The organism is Arthrobacter sp. Soil762 (assembly GCF_001428335.1).
Lineage (GTDB): Bacteria > Actinomycetota > Actinomycetes > Actinomycetales > Micrococcaceae > Arthrobacter.
In genome coordinates this window covers 144,225-170,715 of record NZ_LMSG01000021.1, presented here as the reverse complement: position 1 = coordinate 170,715, position 26,491 = coordinate 144,225, and the positions used below count along the sequence as shown (strand labels likewise).

Annotated in this window: 26 protein-coding genes, 2 tRNA genes, 1 pseudogene and 1 riboswitch; of the genes and pseudogenes, 11 read left to right on the top strand and 18 right to left on the bottom strand. The window is 66.7% G+C overall.

What is annotated here, in order from left to right:
* Nucleotides 1–117 precede the first annotated feature (117 nt).
* Genes ASG77_RS18455 through ASG77_RS18445 form a run of 3 tightly spaced genes read right to left on the bottom strand, consistent with a single transcriptional unit; the run spans nt 118 to nt 2,564 of the window.
* The gene (locus ASG77_RS18455; protein WP_056348264.1) at nt 118–1,026 is read right to left on the bottom strand and encodes a DMT family transporter; all 909 of its coding nucleotides are present in this window, start codon (nt 1,024–1,026) and stop codon (nt 118–120) included.
* Entirely contained in the window at nt 1,026–1,649 is a 624-nt protein-coding gene (locus ASG77_RS18450; RefSeq protein ID WP_056348261.1) for a CDP-alcohol phosphatidyltransferase family protein, read from the bottom strand. The genes ASG77_RS18455 and ASG77_RS18450 overlap by 1 nt, the downstream gene beginning before the upstream one ends.
* Before the next feature lie 60 nt (nt 1,650–1,709).
* Entirely contained in the window at nt 1,710–2,564 is an 855-nt protein-coding gene (locus ASG77_RS18445) for a phage holin family protein (RefSeq protein WP_056348258.1), read from the bottom strand.
* 189 nt (nt 2,565–2,753) lie between these two features.
* Between ASG77_RS18445 and ASG77_RS18440 the strand changes: the two genes are divergently transcribed.
* The 3 genes from ASG77_RS18440 to ASG77_RS18430 all read left to right on the top strand — a co-directional run bounded on the left by ASG77_RS18440 (nt 2,754) and on the right by ASG77_RS18430 (nt 4,676).
* Entirely contained in the window at nt 2,754–3,977 is a 1,224-nt protein-coding gene (locus tag ASG77_RS18440; protein WP_210412416.1) for a multidrug effflux MFS transporter, read from the top strand.
* Between the two features lie 14 nt (nt 3,978–3,991).
* Entirely contained in the window at nt 3,992–4,183 is a 192-nt protein-coding gene (locus tag ASG77_RS18435; protein WP_056348256.1) for a hypothetical protein, read from the top strand.
* 85 nt (nt 4,184–4,268) lie between these two features.
* Nucleotides 4,269–4,676, top strand: coding sequence for a hypothetical protein (locus ASG77_RS18430; protein ID WP_056348253.1), 408 nt, complete (start codon nt 4,269–4,271; stop codon nt 4,674–4,676).
* Nucleotides 4,677–4,728: 52 nt separating this feature from the next.
* Here the strand turns inward: ASG77_RS18430 and ASG77_RS18425 are convergent.
* The 6 genes from ASG77_RS18425 to ASG77_RS18400 all read right to left on the bottom strand — a co-directional run bounded on the left by ASG77_RS18425 (nt 4,729) and on the right by ASG77_RS18400 (nt 11,063).
* Nucleotides 4,729–4,801: transfer RNA gene (locus tag ASG77_RS18425), tRNA-Asn, on the bottom strand.
* 125 nt (nt 4,802–4,926) lie between these two features.
* Nucleotides 4,927–4,999, bottom strand: a tRNA-Asn gene (locus ASG77_RS18420).
* A gap of 67 nt (nt 5,000–5,066) precedes the next feature.
* A complete protein-coding gene (gene dnaG, locus ASG77_RS18415; RefSeq protein ID WP_056348251.1) occupies nt 5,067–7,007 on the bottom strand; it encodes a DNA primase in 1,941 nt (646 codons plus the stop codon).
* A gap of 52 nt (nt 7,008–7,059) precedes the next feature.
* On the bottom strand, nt 7,060–8,358 hold the full coding sequence (locus ASG77_RS18410; protein WP_056348248.1) for a deoxyguanosinetriphosphate triphosphohydrolase: 1,299 nt from the start codon (nt 8,356–8,358) through the stop codon (nt 7,060–7,062).
* A complete protein-coding gene (gene dusB / locus ASG77_RS18405) occupies nt 8,342–9,523 on the bottom strand; it encodes a tRNA dihydrouridine synthase DusB (protein ID WP_056348245.1) in 1,182 nt (393 codons plus the stop codon). Before dusB ends, ASG77_RS18410 begins: the two co-directional genes overlap by 17 nt.
* A gap of 76 nt (nt 9,524–9,599) precedes the next feature.
* Nucleotides 9,600–11,063, bottom strand: a complete 1,464-nt coding sequence (locus tag ASG77_RS18400) for a YibE/F family protein (protein WP_082576147.1) — start codon at nt 11,061–11,063, stop codon at nt 9,600–9,602.
* An 80-nt stretch (nt 11,064–11,143) separates the two neighbouring features.
* Here ASG77_RS18400 and ASG77_RS18395 point away from each other — a divergent pair, with 80 nt between their 5' ends.
* Both ASG77_RS18395 and ASG77_RS18390 read left to right on the top strand, forming a co-directional pair.
* Complete coding sequence (locus ASG77_RS18395; RefSeq protein WP_056348238.1) at nt 11,144–11,884, top strand: alpha/beta hydrolase; 741 nt, start codon at nt 11,144–11,146, stop codon at nt 11,882–11,884.
* A complete protein-coding gene (locus ASG77_RS18390; protein ID WP_056348235.1) occupies nt 11,881–12,681 on the top strand; it encodes a DUF1295 domain-containing protein in 801 nt (266 codons plus the stop codon). The genes ASG77_RS18395 and ASG77_RS18390 overlap by 4 nt, the downstream gene beginning before the upstream one ends.
* Nucleotides 12,682–12,706: 25 nt before the next feature.
* On the opposite strand, the gene ASG77_RS18385 is transcribed toward ASG77_RS18390, so the two are convergent.
* The 3 genes and pseudogenes from ASG77_RS18385 to ASG77_RS21530 form a co-directional block, all read right to left on the bottom strand.
* Nucleotides 12,707–13,735 carry a GNAT family N-acetyltransferase gene (locus tag ASG77_RS18385; protein WP_056348232.1) on the bottom strand — a complete coding sequence of 343 codons (1,029 nt, stop codon included), beginning with the start codon at nt 13,733–13,735 and terminating at the stop codon, nt 12,707–12,709.
* 2 nt (nt 13,736–13,737) lie between these two features.
* On the bottom strand, nt 13,738–15,123 hold the full coding sequence (locus ASG77_RS18380) for a glycine--tRNA ligase (RefSeq protein WP_056348229.1): 1,386 nt from the start codon (nt 15,121–15,123) through the stop codon (nt 13,738–13,740).
* A 244-nt stretch (nt 15,124–15,367) separates the two neighbouring features.
* Nucleotides 15,368–15,529, bottom strand: a pseudogene (locus ASG77_RS21530) (DMT family transporter); the annotation flags it as partial.
* A 33-nt stretch (nt 15,530–15,562) separates the two neighbouring features.
* Between ASG77_RS21530 and ASG77_RS18375 the strand changes: the two are divergent.
* On the top strand, nt 15,563–15,796 hold the full coding sequence (locus ASG77_RS18375; RefSeq protein ID WP_056348226.1) for an RNA-binding S4 domain-containing protein: 234 nt from the start codon (nt 15,563–15,565) through the stop codon (nt 15,794–15,796).
* An 82-nt stretch (nt 15,797–15,878) separates the two neighbouring features.
* Here the strand turns inward: ASG77_RS18375 and ASG77_RS18370 are convergent, their stop codons facing one another.
* On the bottom strand, nt 15,879–16,529 hold the full coding sequence (locus ASG77_RS18370) for an alpha/beta hydrolase (RefSeq protein ID WP_056348223.1): 651 nt from the start codon (nt 16,527–16,529) through the stop codon (nt 15,879–15,881).
* Nucleotides 16,530–16,624: 95 nt separating this feature from the next.
* Here ASG77_RS18370 and ASG77_RS18365 point away from each other — a divergent pair, with 95 nt between their 5' ends.
* From ASG77_RS18365 to ASG77_RS18355, 3 genes are read left to right on the top strand one after another with little or no spacing between them, the layout of a single operon-like run.
* Nucleotides 16,625–17,473, top strand: coding sequence for an SGNH/GDSL hydrolase family protein (locus ASG77_RS18365; RefSeq protein ID WP_156380380.1), 849 nt, complete (start codon nt 16,625–16,627; stop codon nt 17,471–17,473).
* Between the two features lie 12 nt (nt 17,474–17,485).
* Complete coding sequence (locus tag ASG77_RS18360; protein WP_327019629.1) at nt 17,486–18,718, top strand: winged helix DNA-binding domain-containing protein; 1,233 nt, start codon at nt 17,486–17,488, stop codon at nt 18,716–18,718.
* A gap of 13 nt (nt 18,719–18,731) precedes the next feature.
* Nucleotides 18,732–19,262, top strand: a complete 531-nt coding sequence (locus ASG77_RS18355; RefSeq protein ID WP_056348214.1) for a hypothetical protein — start codon at nt 18,732–18,734, stop codon at nt 19,260–19,262.
* 96 nt (nt 19,263–19,358) lie between these two features.
* On the opposite strand, the gene metX is transcribed toward ASG77_RS18355, so the two are convergent.
* Complete coding sequence (metX, locus tag ASG77_RS18350; RefSeq protein WP_200950800.1) at nt 19,359–20,474, bottom strand: homoserine O-acetyltransferase MetX; 1,116 nt, start codon at nt 20,472–20,474, stop codon at nt 19,359–19,361.
* Nucleotides 20,475–20,486: 12 nt separating this feature from the next.
* Nucleotides 20,487–20,601, bottom strand: a riboswitch (SAM riboswitch).
* Between the two features lie 208 nt (nt 20,602–20,809).
* Here metX and ASG77_RS18345 point away from each other — a divergent pair.
* Nucleotides 20,810–21,448: a VOC family protein gene (locus ASG77_RS18345; protein ID WP_056348211.1), complete on the top strand. Its 639-nt coding sequence runs from the start codon at nt 20,810–20,812 to the stop codon at nt 21,446–21,448.
* Between the two features lie 126 nt (nt 21,449–21,574).
* On the opposite strand, the gene ASG77_RS18340 is transcribed toward ASG77_RS18345, so the two are convergent.
* Nucleotides 21,575–22,354 carry a CPBP family intramembrane glutamic endopeptidase gene (locus ASG77_RS18340; protein ID WP_056348209.1) on the bottom strand — a complete coding sequence of 260 codons (780 nt, stop codon included), beginning with the start codon at nt 22,352–22,354 and terminating at the stop codon, nt 21,575–21,577.
* 176 nt (nt 22,355–22,530) lie between these two features.
* Between ASG77_RS18340 and ASG77_RS18335 the strand changes: the two genes are divergently transcribed.
* Complete coding sequence (locus ASG77_RS18335; protein WP_056348207.1) at nt 22,531–23,211, top strand: histidine phosphatase family protein; 681 nt, start codon at nt 22,531–22,533, stop codon at nt 23,209–23,211.
* A gap of 17 nt (nt 23,212–23,228) precedes the next feature.
* Here the strand turns inward: ASG77_RS18335 and ASG77_RS18330 are convergent, their stop codons facing one another.
* From ASG77_RS18330 to ASG77_RS18320, 3 genes are all read right to left on the bottom strand, one after another.
* Nucleotides 23,229–24,017 (bottom strand): DeoR/GlpR family DNA-binding transcription regulator, encoded by a 789-nt coding sequence (locus tag ASG77_RS18330; protein ID WP_056348205.1) that lies wholly within the window; start codon nt 24,015–24,017, stop codon nt 23,229–23,231.
* Nucleotides 24,018–24,114: 97 nt separating this feature from the next.
* A complete protein-coding gene (gene hutI, locus ASG77_RS18325; RefSeq protein ID WP_056348203.1) occupies nt 24,115–25,326 on the bottom strand; it encodes an imidazolonepropionase in 1,212 nt (403 codons plus the stop codon).
* Nucleotides 25,327–25,338: 12 nt separating this feature from the next.
* Entirely contained in the window at nt 25,339–26,460 is a 1,122-nt protein-coding gene (locus ASG77_RS18320; protein ID WP_056348202.1) for an NAD(P)/FAD-dependent oxidoreductase, read from the bottom strand.
* Between the last annotated feature and the right edge of the window lie 31 nt (nt 26,461–26,491).

Here is a 26,491-nt window from a genome sequence, read left to right as displayed (position 1 = left end):
CTCCTGAAGGTCACGGCACGGGCAGCTGTCGCTGGCCGCACCGGTTGGCCGCCGGCACGTTAGCGCGGGGCCTCTTGGAATCGGCTGGTCATGAAAGTGCGCGAGTTGGGTAACAAGCTAGTGGGACGCCCTGCCCGCCGCCTTCCGCGCATCTTTCCTGCGCTTGGTGACCTCGGGATGGTGCCTGGAAAGGGCGATCACCCCCACGATAGCAAGCGAAGCAGCCGTAGCCATGGCAATCGCCATCACGGCGTGGACGTCCGGGCGAAGCTCGCCCAGGATCACGATGCCGATGGCGATGCCCACGATCGGGTCGATGACTGTCAGCCCGGCGATGACAAGGTCCGGCGGGCCGCCCGAGTAGGCGCTCTGCACAAACCAGGAACCCAGGCCGCCGGCCGCCGCGATGGCCACCACCGAATACCACTGGACATTGAGCAGCGCCAGCCCGTTCGGGTCCAGCAGGTGCTTGCCGATGATACGCGTCAGTACCGCGACAAAGCCGAACAGGACGCCGGCGCCGAGGATGTAGACAAACGCGCTCATCCGGTGCCGGAACATGACCGCCAAGGTGCCGAACACGCCGACGGCCAGTGCCAGCAGCAGCACAATGGTGAGCTCGTCCTCCTGGCTCACGTGGTGGTTCTCCTGCGTCACGTTGACGGCGAGCAGGACAAAAAGTGCGGAGCCGGTCACGCAGGCCGCGATGGACACCATCGTGGCCCGGTTGATGGTGATGTCCTGGTCGCGGGCGTTCACCACGGTGGTAATGACCAGCGCAATGGCGCCGATCGGCTGCACCACCGTCAGCGGCGCGGAGACCAGGGCCACCGCGTTCATTCCCATCCCGACGCACAGCAGGAGAAGTCCCAGCACCCACCGCGGATTGCGGAGCAGGCGGAGGAAGCCGTTTGAATTCAGCGCCAGCCCGCCGGTGTCGGCTTTGACGGCGCTCCCCTGCTTCTGCGCACCCAGGGCAAGGCAGAATGCCCCAAGCACCGCGAGCAGGACCGCCACCCATACCATCAGGCGGTGCCGCCGTCGTGATGGGACTGCTGACGGCCCTTCCGCAGAATGGCCCAGAAATAGTTGTACGCGGCAATCCAGTGGCCGGTGAGCCCAAGTCCCAGCACGATCCAGGCTGCAATGTGCAGCGGCCCGGCAAACGGGGTGTCCAATCGCGACAGGACCAGCAGGGGTGTGCCCATGAGCAGGAGCCCGGTGCGGACTTTGCCCACACGGCTCACTGGCAGGTCCGGATGGCCCCGGAAGTAGGAGAGCGTCAGCACCAGGAGCACGGCGTCAGGCACCAGGAGTGCGGCCAGGTACAGCCAATGGACGACGCCGGCAATCACCAGGGTGACCGCCACCGCGATCAGGGCAAGCCGGTCAGCCAGCGGATCCATGACGCGGCCGAGCTTGGACGCCTGGTCGAAGCGGCGGGCCACGTAGCCATCAATCCAGTCGGTTCCCGCCATGACCACCAGGACCACAACGGCGGTCCCATATTCCTTCCGGGCCAGCACGAGCCAGACAAAAAGCGGCACGCCCATAAAGCGCAGCACTGTCAGGGCGTTGGGGATGGTGAAGACGCGGTCGTGGTCAACCTGGGGGCGGCCGGGCCGCGCACCAGCGCCGATGAACCTCAATCCGTCCCCCTTCCTTAGAGCCCAGTATGACTTCAGAGCCCAGTGTGACGTGTTGTGTTGTTAGGGGTTCCGCAGCAGCCTGCGGAGGAGCACCACAAGGATCGTTGCGGAGGCTGCAAGTGCGGCAAGGGGCTTCCAGCGGAGGCCGGCGCCGTCCGTGGATCCGGAGAAGTCAGCGTACTTTTGGCTGGCCGTGGCAGCGCCACGTTCAACGGCAGCCTTGCCCTCCCCCAGTTTTTCCTTGGCAGTGCCCAGCAGGAACATGGCCTGCGGCTTGATGTCGAGCTCGGTATCCAGTTCGTCGCGGACCTGGGTCAGGTGGCGCCGGCGCTGTTCCAGGCGGCGGTGAAGCTCGGGCTCGGACGCGTGCGGGAACTCTTTTTTGTGCGCCTCGGCCTTGGCTTCCTTCTCGGCCTTGGCCTTCGCGGCAGCCTCGTCCTTGGCAGCCTTGGCGGCCTTGGCCTCAGGGCTGGCCGGATCGAGCAGCGCGGCGTTGAAGTCCGAGCCTTCCTTGACGATGCCGAGATCGTGTTTGATGCCGCGGATGGTCTCGGCCGGGACCAGAGGCATGGCCTGCTTGAATTTGCGGACGCCGATCAGGCCGCCGATGAGGGCAATGACCAGAAACAGGGCGCAGACGAGCAGCGCGGCAAGCCACGCCGGCATGATGGTGGCCAGGCCCATAATGGCGGCCACGATCAGGCCAACCACCAGGAAAGCCACAAAAACAAGCGCAACAGCGAAGAAAGCGGCGGCGACACCTACCTGGATGCCCTTGCGCTTGAGCTCGATCTTGGCGAAGGCGATTTCATCGTTGAGTTGGCGAGGGGCCAGACGGAAAAGAAGTTTCAGCGTCCTGGGCAGCGCGGTGATCCGCAATCCCTGGCTGGTGCGCCCGGTGTGACGTCCGCTCATCGGTTCCCGCCTAACTTGTTGCGTAGTGTGCTGCCTGGTCGGTTCGGCATCCGTGTGCTGTGGGAGCCCGCGGCAGCACGGTCCCGCCCCCAAAACTATCATTCAGGTTCAGGGCAAACTTCCGGGTTGGCCGCACGGCGCGCCTGCAACCCCGGAAAGATGGAACTTCCGGGCCTAGGATTGATCTCCGTGACCACTCCCTCGAATCCGGGCGATTCGCTGACCCGCCGCCGGAAACTGTTGTACATCCTGCTCCTCGGCGCCCTCACCGCGTTGGGTCCGTTCACGATCGACCTGTACCTGCCTGCGTTTCCGGCACTGGAAGCGAGCCTTGGGGTCACCGAGGCCCAGGTCCAGCTGACCCTGGCCGGCACCACCGTGGGCTTTGCCCTCGGCCAGCTGGTGGTGGGCCCCTTCAGCGATAAGTTCGGCCGGCGACTCCCGCTGATCCTGGCCACCGCCCTGCACATCGCCTCCTCCGTGGGAGCAGCCCTGTCCACCGATATCTCCACGCTGGGCCTCTTCCGCGTCCTCATGGGCGTGGGTGCTGCGGGCGGCGGCGTGGTGGCGATGGCAATGGTGCGGGACCTGTTCTCCGGCTATGCGATGGTCCGGATGTTCTCGCGCATGGCCCTGGTGAACGGGCTGGCACCGATCCTGGCCCCGGTGATCGGATCGCAGCTGCTCCTGGTGATGCCCTGGCCGGGAATCTTCGTGTTCCTGGCCGGCTACGGCACCCTGGTGATCATCGCGGCGCTCGTTTTGGTCCGCGAAACACTGCCACCGGAGAAGCGCGGCCTGACCGGAATGACCGCCGGCCAGCGCTACAAAGTGCTTTTTACGGACCGGATCTTCGTGGGCCTGTTGGTGGTGGGCGGCATGAACTTCGCTGGCCTCTTCACCTACCTGTCCGCGTCGCCGTTCCTGTTCCAGGACATTTTCGGGTTCTCGCCGCAGGAATACGGCCTGCTGTTCGGCATCAATTCCCTGGGCATTGTGGCCGGCGTCCAGACCAGCTCCAGGCTCATCCGTACTGTCCCGCCGCAATGGATCCTTGCTTGTTCCACGGCCTGGATGTTCCTTATGGCCCTGCTGATCGTGGTCTTTGACCAGGCCGGCCTGGGGCTCTGGGGCGTGATGGTTCCGCTCTGGTTCTACATCATGGGCGCAGGCTTTACATTCCCCTGCGTGCAGGTGTTGGCCCTGAGCAGCCACGGCGCACAGGCCGGGACGGCCGCGTCCCTCCTCGGTGCCGCGACCTTCCTGATGGCCGGCCTGGTTTCACCGGTGGCGGGGTGGCTGGGCATCACCAGCTCCACGCCCATGGGCGCCGTGCAGGCCGCGTGCATACTGGTGGCGATAGCGGGCCTCTGGCTGGTCGTCAGGCCCCGCACCGTGCCGTCGATCCACTGAACCCCGTCGACCCAATGATGAAACCCATAAAACGCAAACCGCACCGCAACCCCCGGGGACTGTTCCTCGGGGCGGTGCTGGGCGCCGTCGCCGGTTACTTCCTGGGGCGCGTGTTCGGCAGTGGCGCCATCGGCATCATCCTCGGCGCGCTGGCAGGTGCTGCCCTGCTGTACCGGGTGAACCCGGGCCCCTGGAACCGTCCCTAGCTGTTGGGACGTGGCGCCCAATCCCGGTCCACCGGGGAGGGCCCACCCCTGCCGCCCGGGAGCTTTCCCACGATAAAATAAATCCGTGCCCAGCTGGCAGTTCCACTCGCCGCCCTCGGCCACATGGCAACGTTGCGACTCAGGCATATTGCCCATGTGGTGGGACCGGCTGTGCGCCCAAACCGGCCAGCAGTCCGCAGCCCTCTATGCCGCCGGACTCTTCACGGACGACCGGCGGCGGCCCATCGCGCAGTGGTTCAACGCCGCCTTCAACGCCGCCCTCCTGGTGGCCCCGGAGACCTCGCCTGAGTGGCCCGTGCAGCGCTTCGGGATCTTCTACGCACCACCGGCCTCCGGCTTCGTCCGCGTGTACTCAGCACCCCATGAATGGCATCCGCGCGAGCCCCGCAAGTACCCCACCGAGCAGGACGCCTTCCGCGCGGCCATTGCCGAGGCTGAGCGCTTCCTGCAGGTGGAAATGGACTTTGTGTGAATGCAAAAAATCCCCGCCCTCACAGAGAGGCCGGGGATCTTTTGTTTGTTTGCTCCTCCTGCTGGACTTGAACCAGCAACCCTTCGATTAACAGTCGAATGCTCTGCCAATTGAGCTAAGGAGGAATGAAGCAGGTATGACATTAGCAAAGGTTTCCCGGGAATGTGAAATCGGCGGCGGTGCACCACGAAATACCCTCCCCGGGTATAAAAAAATCCCCGTTCCGGAGACCCGGAACGGGGATTGTGCGCTCCTCCTGCTGGACTTGAACCAGCAACCCTTCGATTAACAGTCGAATGCTCTGCCAATTGAGCTAAGGAGGAATGAAGCGGGTACCAGCCTAGCAAAGACACCGGCTGGAAGCGAAATCAGGAGTGAAATCGGCGCGTTTCAGGCGTCCGAGCGCAGTGCCCGGCGCTCCATTTCGAGCATCATCAGTTCCCTGTTGAGCCGCTGGAAATCCTCCGGGTTCGCTGCCGGATCCAGCCGTTGCAGCTGGCCCATCTTGTCCGCCTTGACCCGCGTGATCTGGAGCTCGAACAGCCGGGACAGAATGTCCTTGCAGTACTTCTGGACGGCTTCAGCGGTGCTCGCGGGAAGCGGCACCACAGCAAGCTCGGACACCAGCGGCCGGAGGGGTTCCGGGACTTCGTGCATCACCTGCTCCACCCAGCGCAGGGGCTCACCGATAAGTCCGGGACCCGAGGCGCGCATGGCGTCGTGCACGGCCTGGAACGCCGGCGTGACGAACCGTGCGGCCGCGAAGCGCTCCCAGATGCCGCCGCCCAGAAGGGCGGACTCCTGCAGCGCCACTTCCAGCGCCTGCCGCTCCATGGAGGCCACGGGGTCGCGGGGGTCGGGCCGCTGGTAGGAAGGGACAGCGCCCGACGTCGGCCCGGCAGCCACGCCGGGTCCGCCCGCTTGGGCGGAACCCGCCGCGGCGGACGGCATCTGACCCGGGGCGCCGGCGGGCGTCCCGGGTGCAGCCGGCCCGCCCGGGGCGGCACGCTTCATGGCGACGCCCACAGCCCGGCTGACGTCTTCAACCGAGATGCCGAGCCACCCGGCCAGCTCCCGGGCATACTCGGGCCTGATGGCTGCGTCGCGGATCTGGGCCACCACCGGAGCGGATTCCCGCAGCGCGGCCACCCGGCCCTCCACGGTGTCCAGGTTGTGGCGCCTGAGCGTGGCCTTGATGGCAAACTCGAACAGGGGCCGGCGGGTGGCGATCAGGTCCCGCACGGCAGCATCGCCCCTGCTTTGGCGCAGGTCGCAGGGGTCGGCACCGGTGGGCTCCACCGCCACGTACGTCTGGGCGGTGAAGCGCTGGTCTTCCTCGAAGGCGCGCAGTGCCGCCTTCTGTCCGGCGGCGTCACCGTCGAAGGTGAAGATGACCTCTCCCCCGGTGCCGTCGTCGGACAGCAGCCGGCGGGCGATCTTGATGTGCTCGGTGCCGAATGCTGTGCCGCAGGTGGCCACCGCCGTCGGGATTCCCGCCAGGTGGCAGGCCATCACGTCCGTGTATCCCTCCACCACCACGAGCTGCCGGTCTTTGGCGATGCTGCGCTTGGCGAGGTCGATCCCGTAAAGCACCTGGGACTTTTTGTAGAGGGTGGTTTCGGGGGTGTTGAGGTATTTGGGGCCCTGGTCGTCCTCATACAGCTTGCGGGCGCCGAAGCCGATGGTGTCGCCTGCGATGTCGCGGATGGGCCAGATGAGCCTGCCGCGGAACCGGTCGTAGATACCCCGGTTACCCTCGGAGAACATCCCCGTCAGCTTGAGCTCCTGGTCCGTGAAGCCACGGCCGCGCAGGTGCTTCAGGAGCGCGTCCCAGCCCTGCGGCGCGTAGCCCACGCCGAACTGCTCCGAGGCGGCGCGGTCAAAGCCACGGCCGAACAGGAAGTTCCGGCCTTCGGCGGCGCCGGGCGTCAGCAGCTGGGCGCGGAAGAACTCATCGGCGATTTTGTGGGCGTCCAGGAGGCGCTGGCGCTTGCCCACTTCCTCCCGGTTGGGGCCGGTGCCGCCGTCTTCGTAGCGCAGTTCGTACCCGATGCGTGCAGCCAGCTTTTCCACGGCCTCATGGAACGAGGTGTGGTCCTGCTTCTGCACAAAGGCGATGACGTCCCCGTCTTCGCCGCAGCCGAAGCAGTGGTACCTGCCCACCTGGGGGCGCACGGTGAACGACGGCGACCGCTCGTCGTGGAAGGGGCACAGGCCCTTGTAGGTTCCCAGCCCGGCACCCTTGAGCGTGACGTAGCCGTCAACCACTTCCTTGATGTCCGTGCGCTGGCGTACTTCGTCTATGTCTTCACGTTTGATCAGGCCAGCCACAGAGCCATCCTAGTCCCGGGGCCTGACAGTGAAGGCCGCCCTATGGTGTCTGTCACCACAGCGAGGGAAGGCTCCCCACGAGCCGTTCGTACATTGCCAGGGCCGAGCCGTCTGTCAGCGACGCCACCTGGTCGATGACCACCCTGAGCCGTGCGCCGTCGTCGGGCGCGTCCCGCCAGTCGGCCGCGAACATCGGCTCCAGGTGGCGGTCCCCCGTGGCATTCAGGGCGGTGACGAGGGCGTGCAGCACCTCGCGCTGGCGCTCGTAGATGGGCTGGCGGTGTTCGGTGGTCATCACAAACGTGGTGGCCAGGCCCTTCATCACCGCGATCTCCATGACCGTCTCGTCCGGGACCATCAGCTCAGCGCTGTACCGGGTGAGGTTTTCCGGGCCGTAGACGGCACGCGTGGCCTCCAGGGCGCTCTGGCAGAACCGGCCGATCAGCTGGCTGGTCATGTCCTTCAGGGCGGCCATGGACTTGCGGCTGCCATCGGCCTCGCGGACCCACACGTCGGTGGCTTCCAACCGGGCCAGGGCGGCATCGATCGCGGCGGGGTCGTTGTGCGGGAGGTACCACTGCTTGGCGTAGCCCACCACGCGGGCCCGGTGGTCCGGGTTGTCCATCCAGCGCAGCTGGAAGTGCCCGGCCACGATCGCGTCCTCGACGTCGTGCACGGAATAGGAAATGTCGTCGGCCAGGTCCATAACCTGCGCCTCCAGGCACGAGCGGCGTTCCGGCGCACCCTCCCGGATCCAGTTGAAGATGGGCAGATCGTCCTCGTAGGCACCGAACTTGCTGGTGCGCTGGCCGTGGATCACCGGTGCGTTCAGCGCGGACCACGGGTATTTCGCTGCCGCGTCCAGGCTGGCCCTCGTGAGGTTCAGGCCGGCCGGGCGCCCGTCGGTGGCCAGGACCTTGGGCTCCAACCGGGTGAGGAGCCGGAGGGTCTGGGCGTTGCCTTCGAAGCCGCCGATGGCATGGGCCACTTCATTCAGGGCGGACTCGCCGTTGTGCCCGAACGGCGGGTGCCCCAGGTCATGGCTCAGGCAGGCGGTGTCGACCACGTCCGGGTCGCAGCCCAGGGCGCGGCCCAGTTCCCGTCCCACCTGGGCAACCTCAAGGCTGTGGGTCAGGCGGGTGCGGACAAAGTCGTCGGTGTCCGGGGCAACTACCTGCGTTTTCGCGCCGAGGCGGCGCAGGGCGGAAGAGTGCAGCACCCGGGCGCGGTCCCGCTCAAAGTCGGAGCGGTAGTTGTTTTTGGGCGGTTCCTCCACCCAGCGGGCGGAATCGTGGGCCTCGTAGCCCGGCAAGGCCTGTGCCGTGGTGCGCGTTTCAGCCACCGGAAACATCCAGTTCCGCGGCGGAGATGTCCTGGGACTGCGCGGCGTTCAGGGCACGGGATTCCAGCCAGTCCTTGGGCAGGGCCGGCTTTTTGGGCGAGCCTGCGCGGCCGCGCGGGCCCTCGGCGTCAACGCCGGGGTACGGGGAATCAAGGTCCAGCTGGTCCAGGGTCTCGCGGAGGATTTCCAGGCTGGTCACGAGCGCCAGCTTGGTTCGCAGTTCGCCGCCCACCACGTAGCCCTTGAAATACCACGCCATGTGCTTGCGGATCTCGCGGAGCGCCTTGCCTTCGTCGTTGCCGAAGGTCTCGACCATCAGCTCAGCATGGCGGTACACGCCTTCCGCGACCTGGCGCAGGGCCGGCTTGTGCCGCGCGTCGCTTCCCTCGAAGGCCGCCATCAGGTCGCCGAACAGCCACGGGCGGCCCTGGCAGCCGCGGCCCACCACTACGCCGTCGACACCGGTCTCGCGGACCATCCGGATGGCATCCTCCGCGGACCAGATATCGCCGTTGCCCAGGACTGGAACGTCCGGCAGCGCCTCGCGCAGGCGGGCGATCGCGGTCCAGTCGGCCTGGCCGGAGTAGAACTGCGCCGCGGTGCGGCCGTGAAGCGCGACGGCGGCGACCCCGGCATCGCGGGCGATCCGGCCGGCGTCGAGGTAGGTCAGGTGGTCATCGTCGATGCCCTTGCGCATCTTGATGGTGAGCGGGACATTGCCCTTGGACGCTTCCTTGACCGCGGTCTGGACAATCGACGTGAAGAGGTCGGTTTTCCAGGGCAGGGCGGATCCGCCGCCACGTCGGGTCACCTTGGGAACGGGGCAGCCGAAGTTCAGGTCGATGTGGTCCGCACGGTCCTCTTCGACAAGCATGCGCACTGCCTGGCCCACCGTAACGGGGTCCACCCCGTACAGCTGGACGGAGCGGACTTTTTCGTCGTCGTCGTGCGAGATGATGCGCAGTGATTCGGGTGTGCGTTCAACGAGGGCGCGCGAGGTGACCATCTCCGCCACGTACAGGCCGCCGCCGTATTCACGGCACAAACGACGAAAAGCGGAGTTGGTGATGCCCGCCATAGGAGCCAGGATCACGGGGGTGTCCACCGTGATGGGGCCCAGCTTCAGGGGCGGGAGTTCCAGCTTGGGGGCGGGAGGCGTTGCGGTAACAGTCACTTGTCCATTGTCGCAAAGGCGGGCAAATCGGCGAGCCGGGCCCATTTGGGTCGCCCTGGCTTCATTCAGCTGCGGTTCAGCCGCGGTCTGCCCGGCGTCCCCTCCCGGTGATGGCGGGATCGGCGGAATCGTCCGTGGACTGCCGTGACCGCCTCTCGAAGGCGGCCGCCGCGAGCGCACCGGTATCGTCGACGTCGTCCGCGTTGATGGCGGCGGCGCCCGAGGTGCCGTCGGGGCGGCGGTCTCCGTCCGGGACGCCGACGGCGGACTGTCCGGCCGCCCGGACGCCGGTGGCCTTGACCACCAGCACGGCGATCAGGGTGGTCACGGGAATGGCGAGGACCAGGCCTATGGAGCCGACGAGCGTGCGGATGACTTCTTCGGACAGTTCGGCGCTGGTCAGGGTGTCCCCCAGCGGCCGGTCGTACAGCATCACAATGATCAGGATGGGCAGGGCTGCGCCGGCGTAGGCGAACGCGATGGTGTAGACCGTGGAGGCGATGTGGTCCCGGCCGATCCGCATGGCGGAGGTGAAGAGCTTGCGGGCGCTGGTGCCGGGGGCCAGCTCGTAGAGTTCCCAGACGGCGGACGACTGCGTGATGGTGACGTCGTTGAGGACACCCAGGCCGGAGATGATGAGGCCGCACAGGATCACGCCGGAAATGGAGATGTTGGCCGAGGTGTTGATCAGGGTGGTGGCGTCATGGCTGCCCACTCCGGCGAGGTTGGCGGCGTCGGTGGCCCAGGCCGCGAGCAGCGCCGTGATGCCCAGACCGAACATGGTGCCCAGCAGCGCCGTGGATGTCCGCGCGGAGAAGCCGTGGGCAAAATACAGGACCCCGATCATGATCACCGTTGATCCCACCAGCGCCAGGAGCAGGGGAGGTTTCCCCTCCACCAGTCCGGGCAGCATAAAGCTGGCCAGGACGAAATACGCGCCCACCAGCCCCAGGAGTGCCCGGAGTCCCCGCCAGCGAGCCACCGCGATGACCACCAAGGCATAAAGGAGCGCCAGGATCACGATGGGCAGGGTCCGGACGAAGTCAACGAAAATGTAGGCCGGGGAGCCCTGCGACGCGGCGGCGCCCTGGGCATTGGAAAGGTTGAGGTACCTGATCTGGTCACCCGGCTTCACGCCATGGGATTGTGCCACGTCCGGGCTGATCACCACTTTGACGGGGCTGCCGCCCTGGTCCGGTTCCGTGAAGGCAAACATACAGTCGGAGCCGGCGGGGGCGGGCTGGCCGCTGGTGTCCGAGGATTGGCCGGGGGCGGTGGAGCCCTGCATGCAGCTTTCTTCCACCACGCTCTGGATCTTGCCCGTATCGAACGTGACGCCGGGCGCCGCCGAATAGGGGTTGGCGAGGGAGATGCCGTCCTTGGACCCGGACGGCCACAGCATGGCCATGCCCGCCAGGGTCAGAAGCGTCAGCGGCACCAGCACCGCGGCCAGGATGCGGTTTGCCTTCCGGCGGGCAGCAATCGCCTGGGCCGTCGGCTCCGAATGATCTGTTGAAACGTGGGTGTGACCGGAGCCCATCAGCAGTTGAACCTCATACCTTGAACTCTACGTCCGGCGCCTTAGGGTTGGTAAATGGCAGGAACCGGGAGGAACCACGCGTGACGGACCGCAGGACTGAATTCCACACCAACGAGCCTGCTGCGAGGCGGGAGGCGGCACTTACTGTGCTGGCGGCCCCCGGGACAACGCGGGGCGTGGCACTGGTCCTGCACGGGGGCAAGGCACACAGCTTTGAGCCCGTGGAGGCCCGCCACCTGAGCCCGCTGCGCATGGTCACGTTCGCCCGACACCTGCACCGTGCCGGGAAGGACCACGGGCTGGCAGTGTGGTCCCTGCGAAACAGCGTGCGTGGCTGGAACGGGCCGGACAGGTCCGCACTGCAGGATGCCCGCTGGGCCCTCCAGCAAATCAGTGCGCAGCACCCTGGGGTTCCCGTGTATCTGGTGGGGCATTCCATGGGCGGCCTCACCGCCGTGACCGCCGCGGACCATCCTCAGGTAGACGCCGTGGTGGCGCTTGCCCCGTGGCTCAGCCCGGAGACACCCGCCACCCCGCTCGCCGGACGCAAGGTCCTGATTGTCCACGGCACGGGCGACCATATGACCAGCCCGTCCCAGTCCTTGGCGTTTGCGCGCCGAGCCACCGGGACAGCAGCCTCCATGCAGTATGTTTCGCTGCGCGGTTCCGGGCATTTTATGGTGCGCCGCGGCCGGCTGTGGCACACGTTGGCCACCGGTTTTGTGATGAAGGCTTTCGCCGGACGCACCGGATTCACGCACCAGGCCTCGAGGAAGCTGGCTGAGCTGGTGCCCGGGTCCGCCGGTGAGGTGGCCCTGTGAGCTCTTTTCCCTGGCCGGCGTTCGCCGCGTCGTTGCCCTGGACAGCACTGGCAGTCCTGGCGGTCCTGGCGCTGACGTTTGGCGTGGCCGTCCGGCAGGGCCGGCACTCGGTGATGGACATCGCGTGGGGCCCCGGCTTCGTTGCGGTGGCCGTGGTGTCCTGGTTCCTGTCGGCCGGATCGGGCGATGACACCCGCAGGTTCCTGTTGCTTCTGCTGACGGCCGTCTGGGGGTTGCGGCTCGGAGTCCATATCGGCTGGCGGGCGCGCGACGGACATGAAGACCCGCGCTACAAGGCCCTGCTGGACCCGGCGCCCGGATCCAGGAACGCCTATGCGCTCCGCCGCGTGTACCTGCCGCAGGGCCTCGTCATGTTTTTTGTGTCCCTGACGCTGCAGGTGGGGATGTTCGCCACCGGGCCTGTGGGGTGGGTGGCCGTGCTCGGCGTCCTGCTGTGGATGACCGGGTTTGTGTTCGAGACCGTAGGCGACTGGCAGCTGGCCCGGTTCAAAAAGGACCCGGCCCGCCGCGGCACGGTGCTGGATACCGGTTTGTGGCGGTACACCCGGCATCCCAACTATTTCGGCGATGCGGCCATCTGGACGGGCCTCTTCCTCATTAGCGCAGACTCCTGGCCGGGCATCCTGACCATCCTGTCCCCGGCATTGATGGTGTGGACGCTGGCCGGGAAGACCGGGAAGCCCCTGACGGAAAAGGCGATGTCCGGACGGCCCGGTTACCGGGAATATGTCGAGGCCACGAGCGGCTTCATCCCGTGGCCGCCCAAACGCCGGTGACCTCCCCCAACTAGGGATGGTGGGGTCAGTCCGAGACGACCAGCGTTTCGCCGCCGGCCTGGCGCGCTTTGCCGGTTTCCAGCAAGGGCTCGACGGCGGCGCGCAGCGCTGTCATCGAATCGTCCAGTTCCAGCATGACCGGGTGCTGGTACGCGAGGAGCGAAAGCAGGTCACGGACGGCGGCTGCGGCGTCGTCTGCCTCAAGCGCGGGCTCGTGGCCGACAAACACATCCGTGGCCTTCGCGCCCTGCGCCGACGCATCCGCGGCCGGGTCCTGGGCTGCCTCCGCATAGCTCACCGCAAAGGCGCGGATCCGGCCCTTCTTGCTGGGGGAAACCCCGGCGCCAAAAGCGGATCCCGGCTCGGCGCGCAGCACCAGCGCACCGTGGGCGCCGGTGAGGTCATCCAGGAACAGCTTCTGCACCTGCCCCACCGACAGCACGCCCGGCGAATCCCAGCCGTGGATGGACGTGTAATACCGCCCCACGACGTCGGTCAGCTCAACCGAGCCGGTGGCGAGGTCCATCACGACGTCGGAGCCGGCGTTTTCGTCGTTGGCCAGCCCGCCGCCGTCGTTCTTTGCTGGGAACACTGGCAGCTTCAGGGCGCCCGGCTCCACCACCACCAGCCGGGAACGCTGGATGGGCGCGAGCCCGAACGCTTCGGCGAACGCGGCGCCCGGAGTGCCCGGCTGCACCTTCGCGCGCAGCCGGGTAACGCCCGACGGCGCCTGCTCGGCTTCGCGGCGCAGCATGGTCAGGAGCGTGGCACCGATGCCGGCGCGGCGGTGATCGCGCGCCACCTCGATGTAGGTCCACAGCCGCTCCGGGTGCAGCGAGGCCTCGTAAACCACACCCGCCGCCACCGGAATACCGACGCCGTCAATGACGTCCTCGGCCACGATGCAGCGCCGCCAGGGGGTGCCGTCCGTGCCGGCCGAGGAGACGGCCAGGGCGCCGCGGAACTGGCGGGCCTGTTCGGTCTCCGGGCCGCCCCAGACTTCCAGCAGCGTCAGGTCATCGCCTTCAAGCCATTCGCGGTATTCGATGGCCATGTTCAGGCGCCGATCAGGCGGGCGGCCAGGTAGCCTTCCACCTTGTCCAGCGAGACGCGTTCCTGGCTCATCGTGTCGCGTTCGCGGATGGTCACGGCCTGGTCCTCGAGGGTGTCGAAGTCCACGGTGATGCAGAACGGGGTGCCGATCTCGTCCTGGCGGCGGTAGCGGCGGCCGATCGCGCCGGCGTCGTCGAAGTCGATGTTCCAGTTCTTGCGCAGCTGCGCGCCCAGGTCCTTGGCCTTCGGCGAGAGGTCCTCGTTGCGGCTCAGCGGCAGCACCGCAGCCTTGACGGGGGCCAGGCGCGGGTCAAGGCGCAGGACGGTACGGACGTCGACGCCGCCCTTGGCGTTGGGTGCCTCGTCCTCGGTGTACGCATCCACCAGGAACGCCATGAAGGAACGGGTCAGGCCAGCGGCCGGCTCGATCACATACGGGGTGTAGCGCTCGTTGGTGGCCTGGTTGAAGTAGCTCAGGTCCTGGCCGGAGGCCTTGGAGTGCGTGGAGAGGTCGAAGTCGGTACGGTTGGCGATGCCTTCGAGCTCGCCCCATTCGGAGCCCTGGAAGCCGAAGCGGTATTCGATGTCCGTGGTGCCCTTGGAGTAGTGGCTGAGCTTGTCCAGCGGGTGCTCGAAGAAGCGCAGGTTCTCTTCCCGGATGCCCAGGCCGGTGTACCAGGACATGCGCTCTTTCATCCAGTACTGGTGCCACTCTTCGTCCGTGCCGGGCTCGACGAAGAACTCCATTTCCATCTGCTCGAACTCACGGGTGCGGAAGATGAAGTTGCCCGGTGTGATCTCGTTGCGGAAGGACTTGCCGATCTGGCCGATGCCGAAGGGCGGCTTCTTGCGGGAGGTGGTCAGGACGTTGCTGAAGTTCACGAATATGCCCTGGGCCGTTTCGGGGCGCAGGTAGTGCATGCCTTCGTCGCTGGCCACCGGGCCGAGGAAGGTCTTGAGCAGGCCGGAGAACTCCTGGGGTTCGGTCCATTCGCCGCGCGTGCCGCAGTTGACGCAGGCAATGTCCTTCAGGCCGTTCTCGGCGGGGCGGCCCTTCTTTTCCTCGTACTCTTCCTCGAGGTGGTCTGCACGGTAGCGCTTGTGGCAGGAGAGGCACTCCACGAGCGGGTCCGAGAAGACATCAACGTGGCCGGAAGCCTCCCATACCTGGCGGGGCAGGATGACGGAGGAATCCAGGCCCACCACGTCCTCGCGGCCGCGGACCATGGACTGCCACCACTGGCGCTTGATGTTTTCCTTCAGCTCAGCGCCGAGGGGTCCGTAGTCCCAGGCAGAGCGCGAGCCTCCGTAGATTTCACCGGCCTGGAACACAAAGCCCCTTCGCTTGGAAAGGGAAATGACCTGGTCGAGTACGGATTTTGCTGCCATGGTGGACTCCAATTTCTACAGGGCCGCTGGGTGCGGTCCGCGGGTATCTGGCCCCGCTGCACGTGGGTGCATCACCGCTGGGTGCGGGCGGGGCGGGCGAAGGAACAAGATGCAGAGAACTGCGTGTCCTAGCCTACCGGGCGCTACCTCCGGAAGGCGCCCCGCGGCCACGGCAGTGTGGCCAGGATGATGGCGGCCAGCGCCAGCAGTGTGCCCAGACCGATGAAGACGCAGCCCATGGGCCCACCACCAGGCCGGTGCTGAAACCCACCACGGCCGCGGCGATTCCGTCGTTGAGCCGGACGCCGAGGGCCCCGTTGATCCGGCCCTGGACGGGAATGGCCAGTCCGGCGCCGACGGCCAGCGGGAGCCCCGCGAAGCGCGGCAGCCGTGGGGTGTGGGTCATTGGCTTCACCTTACGTCAGGCATTATTGCTTGTATGAGCAACCAGGACATTCAAGAGATCCCCATCCGCGACAGCATGATCCGTCTTGGCCAGCTCCTGAAGCTCGCCAGCCTGGTGGAGGACGGTGTGGAAGCCGCTGAGCTGATCAAGAACGGACTCGTCAAGGTCAACGGCGAGATCGACGACCGCCGCGGACGCCAGCTGCACAACGGCGACACCGTCACCGTCAACGGGCAGACCGTGCAGGTTGTGGCCCCCGAAGCCTGATTTAGCAGGCCTGGCTCAGCCCCAGTCGGTAAGCACAGCGTAAGCCGCCGGCGGCACTGTGCCGCCGGCCGCCGTCGTACGCTTATTTGTTCAGCACCTCGTGCGTCAGGAACTCGGAGACGTGCCCGATTTCCTGCTGGTTGATGCCGTGCCACATGCCCGTGTAGAGCACCTTGGTGAGCTTGACGTGCCCACGCACCCAGCCCATGGTGTAGTCGATTTTGTCGGGGGTGATCACGGGGTCCTGCTGGTCCCGGCCCCAGAAGAGCGGCACTGTGCCGTCCAGTTCGCCATCCTTGAACGTGGGGTCCCCGTCCGCGTTGACCACAAAACCGGAAAGCCCGACGACGGCGGCGTAGTCAGCGGGGCGCTGCCGGAGCAGCGTGGTGGCCATCGCCATTCCCATGGAGAAGCCGAGCAGCGTCACCGTCGGGTGGTCGGCTTTGACGGTGTCGATCCAGTCCTGCACGTAACGGGCTCCAGCCTTGACGGCGTCGAGCGTGTACTCGATGGAGGCCGTCAGGGGGAACCACATAAACCCGGGGCCCGTGGCCAATGGCGCCCGGAGCGAGGCAACAACAAAGTCTTCAGGAAGCATATCCGCCAGGCTAAGCAGGTCCTGTTCGTTGGCGCCGTAGCCGTGGAGCAGCACCAGCAGAGGCTTTCCGGAGCGCTGGTCCAGCGGCCGGGACCACAGAACAACGGGGGCAGGAAATACTTGGGCGTCAGTCATGGTTTCCATTCTTACAGTTACCCGGCGGTAACTACCTACGGTGGCGTAGCTTGTGAGCAAGGAGGCAGGATAGGACCGTGAATGAAGCAAAAGCCATGCAGAGCCCGCCCAGGGTCACGGAAGCCCACCCCTGGAGCCGCTATGTGGCGATGGGAGATTCGTTCACCGAGGGCATCGGCGACCCGGACCCCACAAGCCCCGGCGGCTTCCGCGGCTGGGCGGACCGGGTGGCCGAGGAACTGGGCAGGGGCCAGGCCGACTTCGCCTATGCCAACCTGGCGGTCCGCGGCCGGCTGCTGCAGCAGATCGTGGACCAGCAGCTCGCTCCGTGCCTGGCGCTTAAGCCGGACCTGATAACTCTTTCCGCCGGCGGCAACGATCTCATCAGGCCCGGCGGCGACCCCGACGCCCTCGCCGAAAAACTTGATTCAGTGGTCCAGATCCTGGCCATGGGCGGCGCCACGGTGGTGCTGTTCAACGGTCCGGATACCGGTTCCTCGGTCCTGGGACGGATCCGCAGCAAGGTGGCCATCTACAACGAGAACCTCCGCACAGTGGCCGCCCGCCATGACGCCATCATCGCCGACATGTGGTCGCTCAAGCAGCTGAACGATCCGCAGATGTGGGACGAGGACCGCCTGCATTTTTCGCCGCTGGGACACCACACCATCGCCGCCATGGTGCTGGAATCGCTGAACGTGGACCACACGCTTGAGCCGCTCCGGCCCAAGCCCCTGCCCGCCCGCACGTGGCGGGCAGCCCGCTCCGAGGACCTGGTGTGGGCCCGCGAGTACTTTGTCCCGTGGGTGGTGCGGCGGCTGCGCCACCGCTCTTCCGGCGACGGAATCACCGCAAAACGCCCGACGCCGGGACCCGTGTTCGGCCCGGGCGTTCCGTTGGGTTCCGGCGAGGGGCCGCTGGGCACCACCGACGCCCGGCGCTAGCGGCGGCCCGGCGTGACCCAGGGACAGCTCCCCCGGACAGGCATGGATCCGGACGAGGTGGTGCGGCGCCGGCTTCACGCCCAACGGCTGCGCGGGCCCGGCGTGAACGCCCCGGAGGACGCCGTCCGGCACCTGCTGGCGGTCCAGGCGCAGGAGTTTCCCTACGCCCGTTGGAGCCTGGCGCAAAGGACCGGCAGTCTTGGAGCTGCCTCCGAGGCTCCGTCTCATCGTGTTGCTGCCGAGGCTGCGGTGGCCACCGCCGCGGAGGTGGAGGAGGCGGTGTCCGACGGGCGCATCCTGCGCACCCATATCCTGCGGCCCACCTGGCATTTTGTGCACCGCGAGGATCTTCGCTGGCTGACCGCCTTGTCCGCGCCGCGGCTTCACCAGGGCAACGCGGGCATGTACCGGCAGGCCGGGATTGATGCCGCCGCTGACCGGAGCGGACAGGTCCTGGCCGAAGCCGTCCGGGGCGGGTCACACCTGACCCGTGAACAGCTGGCCGCACGGCTGCAGGACGAAGGGTTCGCGGCCACCGGCTTCGGGCTGGCCTACCTGATCATGCATGCCGAGATCAGCGGGATCCTGACCAGCGGGTCGCCGGTGCGCAGTCGGGGCGGGGCCCTGAAGCAGACCTACGCCCTTTTTGACGAGCGTGTACCTGCCGGCCCGGCCATGCCGCCCACCCGGGCCGAAGCGCTCAGCGAGCTTGTCCGGCGCTACTTCACCAGCCGCGGTCCGGCCACGGTCAAGGACTGCGCCGATTGGTCCGGGCTCACCATGGCCGACGTGCGCCTCGGCCTTCAACAGTCCATGGCGGCAGCTCCCGAAACGCTCGCAACGTCGGTGATTGACGGCGTCGAGCATTACTTCGACGCCGGCACGGAAGGCGGGGCGGATGGCGGCAATGCCACACCGGCGGCCGGACCGCGGATCGACCTGATCCAGTGCTACGACGAATACGTGATGGGCTATTCAGCAACCCGGCACTATCTGGGCGGCAGCGCTCCGGCATTCCCGGTCGACGGGGATCCGATGCACGTGGTGCTGCTGGACGGGCGGATGGCCGGCTGCTGGCGGCACACCATGTTCTCCGGCCGCTGTGAGCTGGATATCCGGCTGTCCGCTGCCGCGGACCCGGTACTGGATGCGGCGGTGCAGGACGCCGTGGACCGGTACGGGGCCTTCCTGGGGATCCCGGCCGCGCGTGTGGGCTCCGGGGTTAAGCTGGAAGGACACATATGAGAGGCGCTACACCGTGAACAGCTTGTTTTTCTGGATCATCATTCTGGCGTTCGTAATACCGATGGCGATGCGGATGTACCGGAAATCCGTGAACAAACGGAACCAGGAGCAGAGCTTTTCCGGGCGCTACCCCGAGCAGTTTCCAGGCGGCGGGCAGTACCCCGGCAGCGATCAGTACCCCGGGGCTCAGAACAAACAGCCCCGTGACGGCTACACGCAGCAGGACTACATGAGTGGCGGCTTCCGGCAGATCATGAGCCCGCAGCCCCTGCCGCCGAGCCAGCCGTTGCCGCCCATGCAGCCGATTCCTTCTGCGGATCAGCAGTTCCCGCCGTACGGCCAGCCGCAACCCAACGGCCAGCCGGTGCCGGAGCAGCGCGCGGAAGCACCGCAGCAGCCTGCCGCCCCCGGCATTCCCCTGCCGCCGTCGGGCCCGCAGGGATACCGTGCCCGGAAGCTGGCCGAACTCGACCAGCAGTACAGCAACGGCGAGCTGGCCATGGAGGACTACATGAAGCGCCGCTCCGACATCATGAACGGCTGATTCCTTAGACAGCGCGAACGAACACTTGAGGCCTTGATTCCAGGGCCTCAAGTGTCCTTTCGCGTTTAGAGCAGGGGCTCGGGTGTCCCCTGGCGCTTAGATGAGGAACGTGTCTCGGAGTTGGACGCCGAGCTGGCCGATCTCAGTCAGGAAGCCGTCGTGGCCGATCGGGGCCTCAATAACGTGCACGTCCACGTCGCCCGGGAGCGCGTCAGCCAGCTCACGGGACTGGGACGGGAAGTACAGCCGGTCGCTGTCCACGGCAGCCACGAAGAACCTGGCGGTGGCACGGCCCAAGGCCTCGTTCAGCGAGCCGCGCCCGCGGCAGACGTCGTGGCTCATCAGGGCGTCGGTGATGGCGATGTAGCTGTTGGCATCAAAGCGCCGCACGAGCTTTCTGCCTTGGTGGTCCAGGTAGCTTTCCACCTGGTAGCGGCCCCGCTCCCCCAGCGCTGCCGCCTGGAACGGCGACTCCGGGTGCTGGGCCGACCGTCCGAAGCGGCCATGGAATTCCTCGGCGGAGCGGTAGGTGATGTGCGCGATGCGCCGCGCCAGGGCCAGTCCATCCTCCGGCAGCGGACCGCCGTAGTAGTCGCCGTCGTTGAAATTGCTGTCCTGGCGGATGGCGAGCGTCTGCGCCTGGGCGAACGCGATCTGTTCGGCCGTGCTGGCGGCACCGATCGAGATGACGGCGCACCGCTGAACCCGTTCCGGGTAGGTGACCGCCCATTCCAGGGCCCGCGCGCCGCCCATGGAACCGCCCAGCACGGCGTACCAGCTCGGGATTCCCAGCTGGTCAGCCAGCCTGGCCTCGGCCGCGGTGGTGTCCCGCAGCGTTACCAACGGAAAGCGGGACCCCCAGGGCTTGCCGTCCGGGGCATCCGAGGACGGCCCGGTGGAGCCGTAGCAGCCGCCCACGATGTTGATGGAGACCACAAAGAACCGGTCCGTGTCCACCGGCGCACCCGGCCCGGCCAGCTGTTCCCACCAGCCGGGCTCGTCACTGTCGCCGCGGGTCACGTGTGTGCTTCCGGTCAGGGCGTGCTCAATCAGGACGGCGTTGGAGCCGTCCGCGTTGAGGGTTCCCCACGTTTCATAGCCGAGGGTGACTTCCGGGAGGTAGCCGCCGGCTTCGAGCTCGAGTCCGCCGATGCTGGCGTACCGGACCACCCCGTTTCCGGGTGCTGCAGTACGGGAAATCGTAATCGTCATGGAAGGACCTTTTCTATGCGCTTGCCCGCCGTCAATTGACCGGCAGGCCAGGTCCTCACCCGGGGCACCCCACCGCAAAAGAGGGTTGCCGGCCAGCAAGCCGGGGCTGTCGCTGGCACTCATGACCTGCTTCGAGTGTACGAACAGCCCCGGTCTATTGCTAAGCGTGTGACTGGTTATGACTTCGCGGGAGCCCTACGGCGGCTGGCCGGCCGCGTCCTTGCCAGGGTCCGCCGCGCCCTTGGCCGCCCGGAAATGTCCACTCGTGACGCATCAGGATTCCGGTAAGGCTACCCTTAGCTGAGAGCCGGATCACAAAGTGCCAAGATGATGGCATGCGCATGGATCACGTCTCTTACGCCTGTGAACAAGATGGCCTCGTTGCCACCACCGAACGAATTTCGTCCGCCCTCGGCGTTGAAGCCGTGAAGGGTGGCGTGCACCCCCGGTTTGGAACCCGGAACATGATTATTCCCCTCGCGGGCCATAAATACCTGGAAGTCGTGGAGGTCCTGAACCACCCGGCATCGGACAAGGCTCCCTTCGGGCAGGCTGTCCGGGCCCGGTCCGAAGCCGGCGGCGGCTGGATGGGCTGGTGCGTCGAAGTGGACGACCTCGCTCCGTTCGAAGACCGCCTGGGCCGTGCCGCCGTCAACGGCAACCGCAAGTTCCCGGACGGCCGCGAGCTGGTCTGGAAGCAGATCGGCATCCTGGGCCTGATCGCGGACCCACAGGTCCCGTACATGCTCAAGTGGGAGGGCGACCCCGCCCTGCACCCGTCCAACGCCTATGAGAGCAACGTCAAGATGAGCTGCCTGACCATAGCCGGTTCCGCCGAACGCGTGACGGAATGGCTAGGCGAACCCGTCGAGAAGCCGCTGGAGGATGTGGCCGTTGACTGGGTGGCTCCGCATGGAACCCCGGGCATCCTGTCCGTAACCTTCGAAACCGCTACCGGAGCAGTCACCATCTGATTGCACCTTCAATAGCTTCGGCCGCCATCAGCGGGTGCCAATGATGCCACCCACCGATGGCGGCCGAATCCTTTTAGGGCCGGACCCGGTTCAGTTCACGTGTGCGGCACAGGAACCACGGCCGTCTTACCCCAGGCCCACAGCCCGGCCAAAGAGGCTGAAGCCAACAAAGGCAGCGATGTCCAGCAGCGCATGCGCGATGACCAGCGGCATAATCCGCTTGGTTTTCGTGTAGAGCCAGGCGAAGACCACACCCATCACGGCGTTGCCGATGAACGGCCCGAAGCCCTGGTACAGGTGGTAGCTGCCGCGGAGCATCGAGCTGGTGAAGATGGCCAGGGGCATGCTCCAGCCGAACTTGCCGAACCGGTCCAGGAGGTAGCCCACCACAATGACCTCCTCCACAACGGCGTGCCGCAGCGCGGACAGGATCAGGACGGGAACTGTCCACCAGTACGAGTCGAGTGCGCTGGGGATGATGGTGGTGGTGATCCCCAGGGCACGTCCCGCGGCGTAGAGGCCCAGCGACGGGATCCCGATCAGCGCCGCGAGGCCAAAGCCCTGCAGCAGGTCACGGCCCGGCCGGGCGAAGTTGAACCCCAGCTTCCGGAAGGCCGACCCGCTTTGGGGGCTCACTCCGGCGCCGGATTGCCGCTGGTCCGTGAGGAAGTAGATGACCAGCAGCACGGGCACGAGGGCGAAAATGATGTCCAGCAGCTGGTAGGTGAGGTCGAAGTATTCGCGGGGGCTCTGTGACCGGTTCAGCGTGGACGTGCCTTCGGCCAGCGGTGCACGCGTCATCTTGTCCAGCAGCTGCACCACCGAATAGACGGCGGACTGCCCCAGGGAAAGGCCCAGCACAATCCAGACTTCAATCCGCAGCCGACGGCGGGAGGGAACCAACATGGTTCCATCTTGCCTGTAGTTTCTGGTTCTTCGCTGATTGGGGGGTGGCCAGCTCGCCGGGGCTGACCAAAGTGGGAGAGCGTCCGCCAAAAACCCACCAAAAGTGAGAGAGCGTCCGCCAAAAACCCACCAAAAGTGAGAGAGCGTCCATGCGGCGGCACCTATGCTTGGGGCTTATGAGCGCGCCAGGGAAAATCTTCATGATCCGGCACGGCCAGTCCGCGGCCAATGTCGATACGTCCATCTACAACAGGGTCCCGGACTACCGGATTCCGTTGACTCCCCGGGGCCTGGCGCAGGCCACGGCGGCCGGGGAACGGATCCGCCGCGAGCTGGACGGCCGCCAGGTCTGTGTTTATGTGTCGCCGTACCTGCGGGCGCACCAGACCCTGGAGGCACTCAACCTCGGCAATCTCACGGAGCGGGTGATCGAAGAGCCGCGCCTCCGTGAGCAGGACTGGGCCAATTTCCAGATCACCGGCGACATCGAGGACCAGAAGGAACTCCGCAACGCCTACGGCCATTTCTTCTACCGGTTCCGGGAGGGCGAATCCGGCTCCGACGTCTACGACCGGATCTCATCCTTTATGGAAACGCTGTACCGGCACTGGTCCAAACCGGACTACGCCCCCAACACCCTGCTGGTGACCCACGGGCTCACCATGCGCCTGTTCTGCATGCGCTGGTTCCACTGGTCGGTGGAGTATTTCGAATCGCTCAACAATCCGGACAATGCCGCGGTGCGGACCCTCCTGCGCACCGATCTGGGCAAGTACGAACTCGATATTCCGTTCAGCCAATGGGTGGACCGCCGGGTGGACGAGACCGTCCTGGATGCGCCGCCGGTGATCTTCTAGGCGTTGTTGCAGGTCCCTTAGTGCGGGGCCACGATCACTTCGGTGCCATTGGCTTCGAATGCTGCCTTGTCCTCGGCGGAGATCCCGGAGTCAGTGATCAGGCGGGTGAACGCGTAACCGTCCATGGTGGCGAAGGCTCTGACGCCCACCTTGGAGGAGTCGGCCAGCACGTACGAGATCCGGGCCCGGCTGGCCAGCAGGGCATTCACGGAGGCTTCGCCCTCCCCCGTGTTGGTGGGACCGACCTCGGGGTCAATGCCGTTCACGCCGATGAAGGCGATGTCCATGACCACCTTCTGCATGATGATGTCGGTGTACGGTCCCACCAGTTCGTACGAGCGGGGGTTCAGGATGCCGCCGGTCACCATGACTTTGATGTTGGGGCGGACAGCCAACTGCGCAGCGATGTTGATGGCGTTGGTGACCACAGTCAGGGTGGACTGGTGGCCGGGAGCGTTGAGGTCCTCGCGCGTGGCCAGGATCTGAGCCAGGGCCGTGCTGGTGGTGCCGCCGCAGAGACCGATTACCGCGCCGGGAAAAATCAGCGCCGAGGCGGTCTGGGCGATCTGCTCCTTGGCTTCGGCGTGGTCGTCACGGTTGTACCGCCCGGGGAGGTCGTAGGCCAGGGCGCCGGTGGTGGCCCCGCCCCGGGTCCGGGTCAGCAGCCGCCGCTTGGCCAGGCTGTCCAGGTCCCGCCGCGCCGTGGCCGGCGAGACCGCAAGCTGCGTGACAATCTCCTCCACCTCCACCTGGCCGGTCTTGGCGAGAATGTCCAGGATGGCCGTCAGACGGTCAGTGCGTGTCATGGGGGCCTCTCAGCGATCAAACAGTCACCAATATATGACGTTATCTGATCATAACAGGCACAAATGATCACCTCGCAATCACTAAGTGCGACTGTACTTAGCGCGCCCGTACACCTGCCCGCCACACGGCGTAGGTAAGCGGCATGCCCGGGCGGTAAGCGAGATGCGTTGCTGAGGGGGCGTTCAGCATGTGCAGGTCCGCACGATGCCCGACGGCGAGCGAACCCACCGCCCGTTCGCCGTCGGCGTCGTACCCTGCCTCCCGGTGCAGCGCCAGCGCACCCACATACGTGGCGGCCCGCACCGCTTCGTGGACACTGAGGCGCATCTGCAGCACAGCCGTCGCCACGTTGAACGCCATGGAACTGGTGTACGAGGTGCCCGGGTTGCAGTTGGAGGCCAGCGCCACCTGCACGCCGGCGTCCAGCAGTTCACGCCCCGGGGCCAGCGGCTGCCGGGTGGAGAGATCGCACGCGGGGAGGCAGGTTGCCACGGTGCCGCGGGCACCAGTGCCGCTCTCCGGATTCCAGCCGGACCAGCTTTCCGCCAGCATCGCCACATCACGGGACGACAGGTAGTTCACGTGGTCCACGCTGGCTGCCCCGAGTTCCACCGCCAGCTGCACGCCGGGACCCTGGCCGAGCTGGTTGCCGTGGACGCGGATCCCCAGTCCGGCGGCCCGGCACGCCTCCAGCACACGGCGGGCCTGCTCCGCAGTGAAGGCGCCTTCCTCGCAGAACACGTCCGCCCACCGGACGTAGGGCCGGACGGCGTCAAGCATGGGCCCGCAGACGAGATCCGTGTAGGCCTCCGCGTCGGTGCCCGCGGGGACAAGGTGGGCGCCCAGGTAGGTGACTTCGTCTGCGACGGTGGACGCGATCCGGGCGCTCCGGGCCTCGTGCTCAATATCCAGCCCGTACCCGGTCTTGGTTTCGAGGTAGGTGGTGCCCTGCGACACGGCCTCGGACACACGCGCCATCGCCAGCCGGGTGAGGTCGAAATCGGAGGCCCGCCGGGTAGCGTTCATCGTGACCGCGATGCCGCCGGCCGAATACGACTCCCCTGCCATCCGCGCCTCGAACTCCGCAGTGCGGTCGCCGGCGAAGACCAGGTGCGTGTGCGAATCCACCCAGCCCGGCAACACGGCCCGGCCGCCGGCGTCCACGGCGTCATCGGCCGCCGGCGCGTCCGCGGCGGAACCGAGCCAGGCGATCCGTTCGCCCTCGATCACCACGGCGGCCTTTTTAAGGACGCGGTGTTCCAGGTCCTGGGTCATCAGCTCGGCGATGTTGGTGATCAGGGTGCTCATGGGTTCCATTGTTCAGCGCCGGACGGACCAGCGCGTGGCGGCCAGCGCCTCCGCTGTCCGGGATGCCGGACCGTGGGCCGGAGCGGCCGCCCGGTGCCCGGCGCCCTGTCCGGCCAGGATCTGGGCGGCGGCGAGCTCCGCCATGGCCGATGACGTCTGGAAACCGTAACCGCCCTGACCGGCCAGCCAGTAGAACCCGGGGGCCTCGGCGTCGAACCCGGCTACGGGGACGCCGTCGGCTGCCTCGGTCCGGAGGCCGGTCCACGCGCTCCGGACTCCGCGGATTCCCAATGTGGTCAGCTGGTTCAGCTTCACGATCAGCCGCTCGATATCGCCGGGCCTCGGCCGGGCGTCCTCGGGTCCGCTGGGCACCGTTTCGGACGGCGAGATCAGCACGTCCGTGCCCTCCCGGCGGAAATAGAACGTGTGGTCAGCTGCGGCCACCATGGGGCTTTGCTCGGGAAGGGGATGTTCGACGTCGACAATCGCCGCGGTGCGCCGGTACGGCTGCAGCCCGAGCTTCTCAACGCCACTGATCACGGCGATTTCATCGGCCCAGGCGCCGGCGGCGTTGACGAGCACACCGGCTTCGAAGGCTTCCTGCCCGGCGCCGACCTCCCAGGCCGAGCCCAGCCGCTGGGCGGAATGTACGCGGGCGCCGGTGATGATGTCGGCGCCGGCGGCCTCAGCCCGCTGCCGGTGGTCGGCCAGCAGCAGCGGAGCGTTGCAGCCGAAGGATCCGGTGTCCAGGCCTGCTGCGGAGAAAGCCCGGGGGACCAGCGCCGGGCACAGCTCCAGTGCCCGGTCATGCGTGATGGCGCTCATATTGCCGCTGGCCTCGGCGCGGACGGATTGCTCGGTGCCGATGAGCATAAAGCTCCGCGGCGTCAGGACAGGTTCTGGCAGTTGCGCGTCCCGGGCTGCCATCAGCTCCAGGGTCCGGACCGTGAGTTCCTGGACCACTTCGGGGCCGAAACTCGGAATGAGCTGGCGGGCGGAGCGGGAGGACGTGTGGTACGCCAGCTCCTGCTCCGCTTCCACCAGCGCCACGCTGCAGCTGCCGGCGAGCGCGGAGGCCAGGGACAGGCCGGCGATGCCGCCGCCCACAATCAGGACGTCGTAGTGTGCTGCCATGGCTCCATCCTTGCAGAGTTGCCCTGCGTCC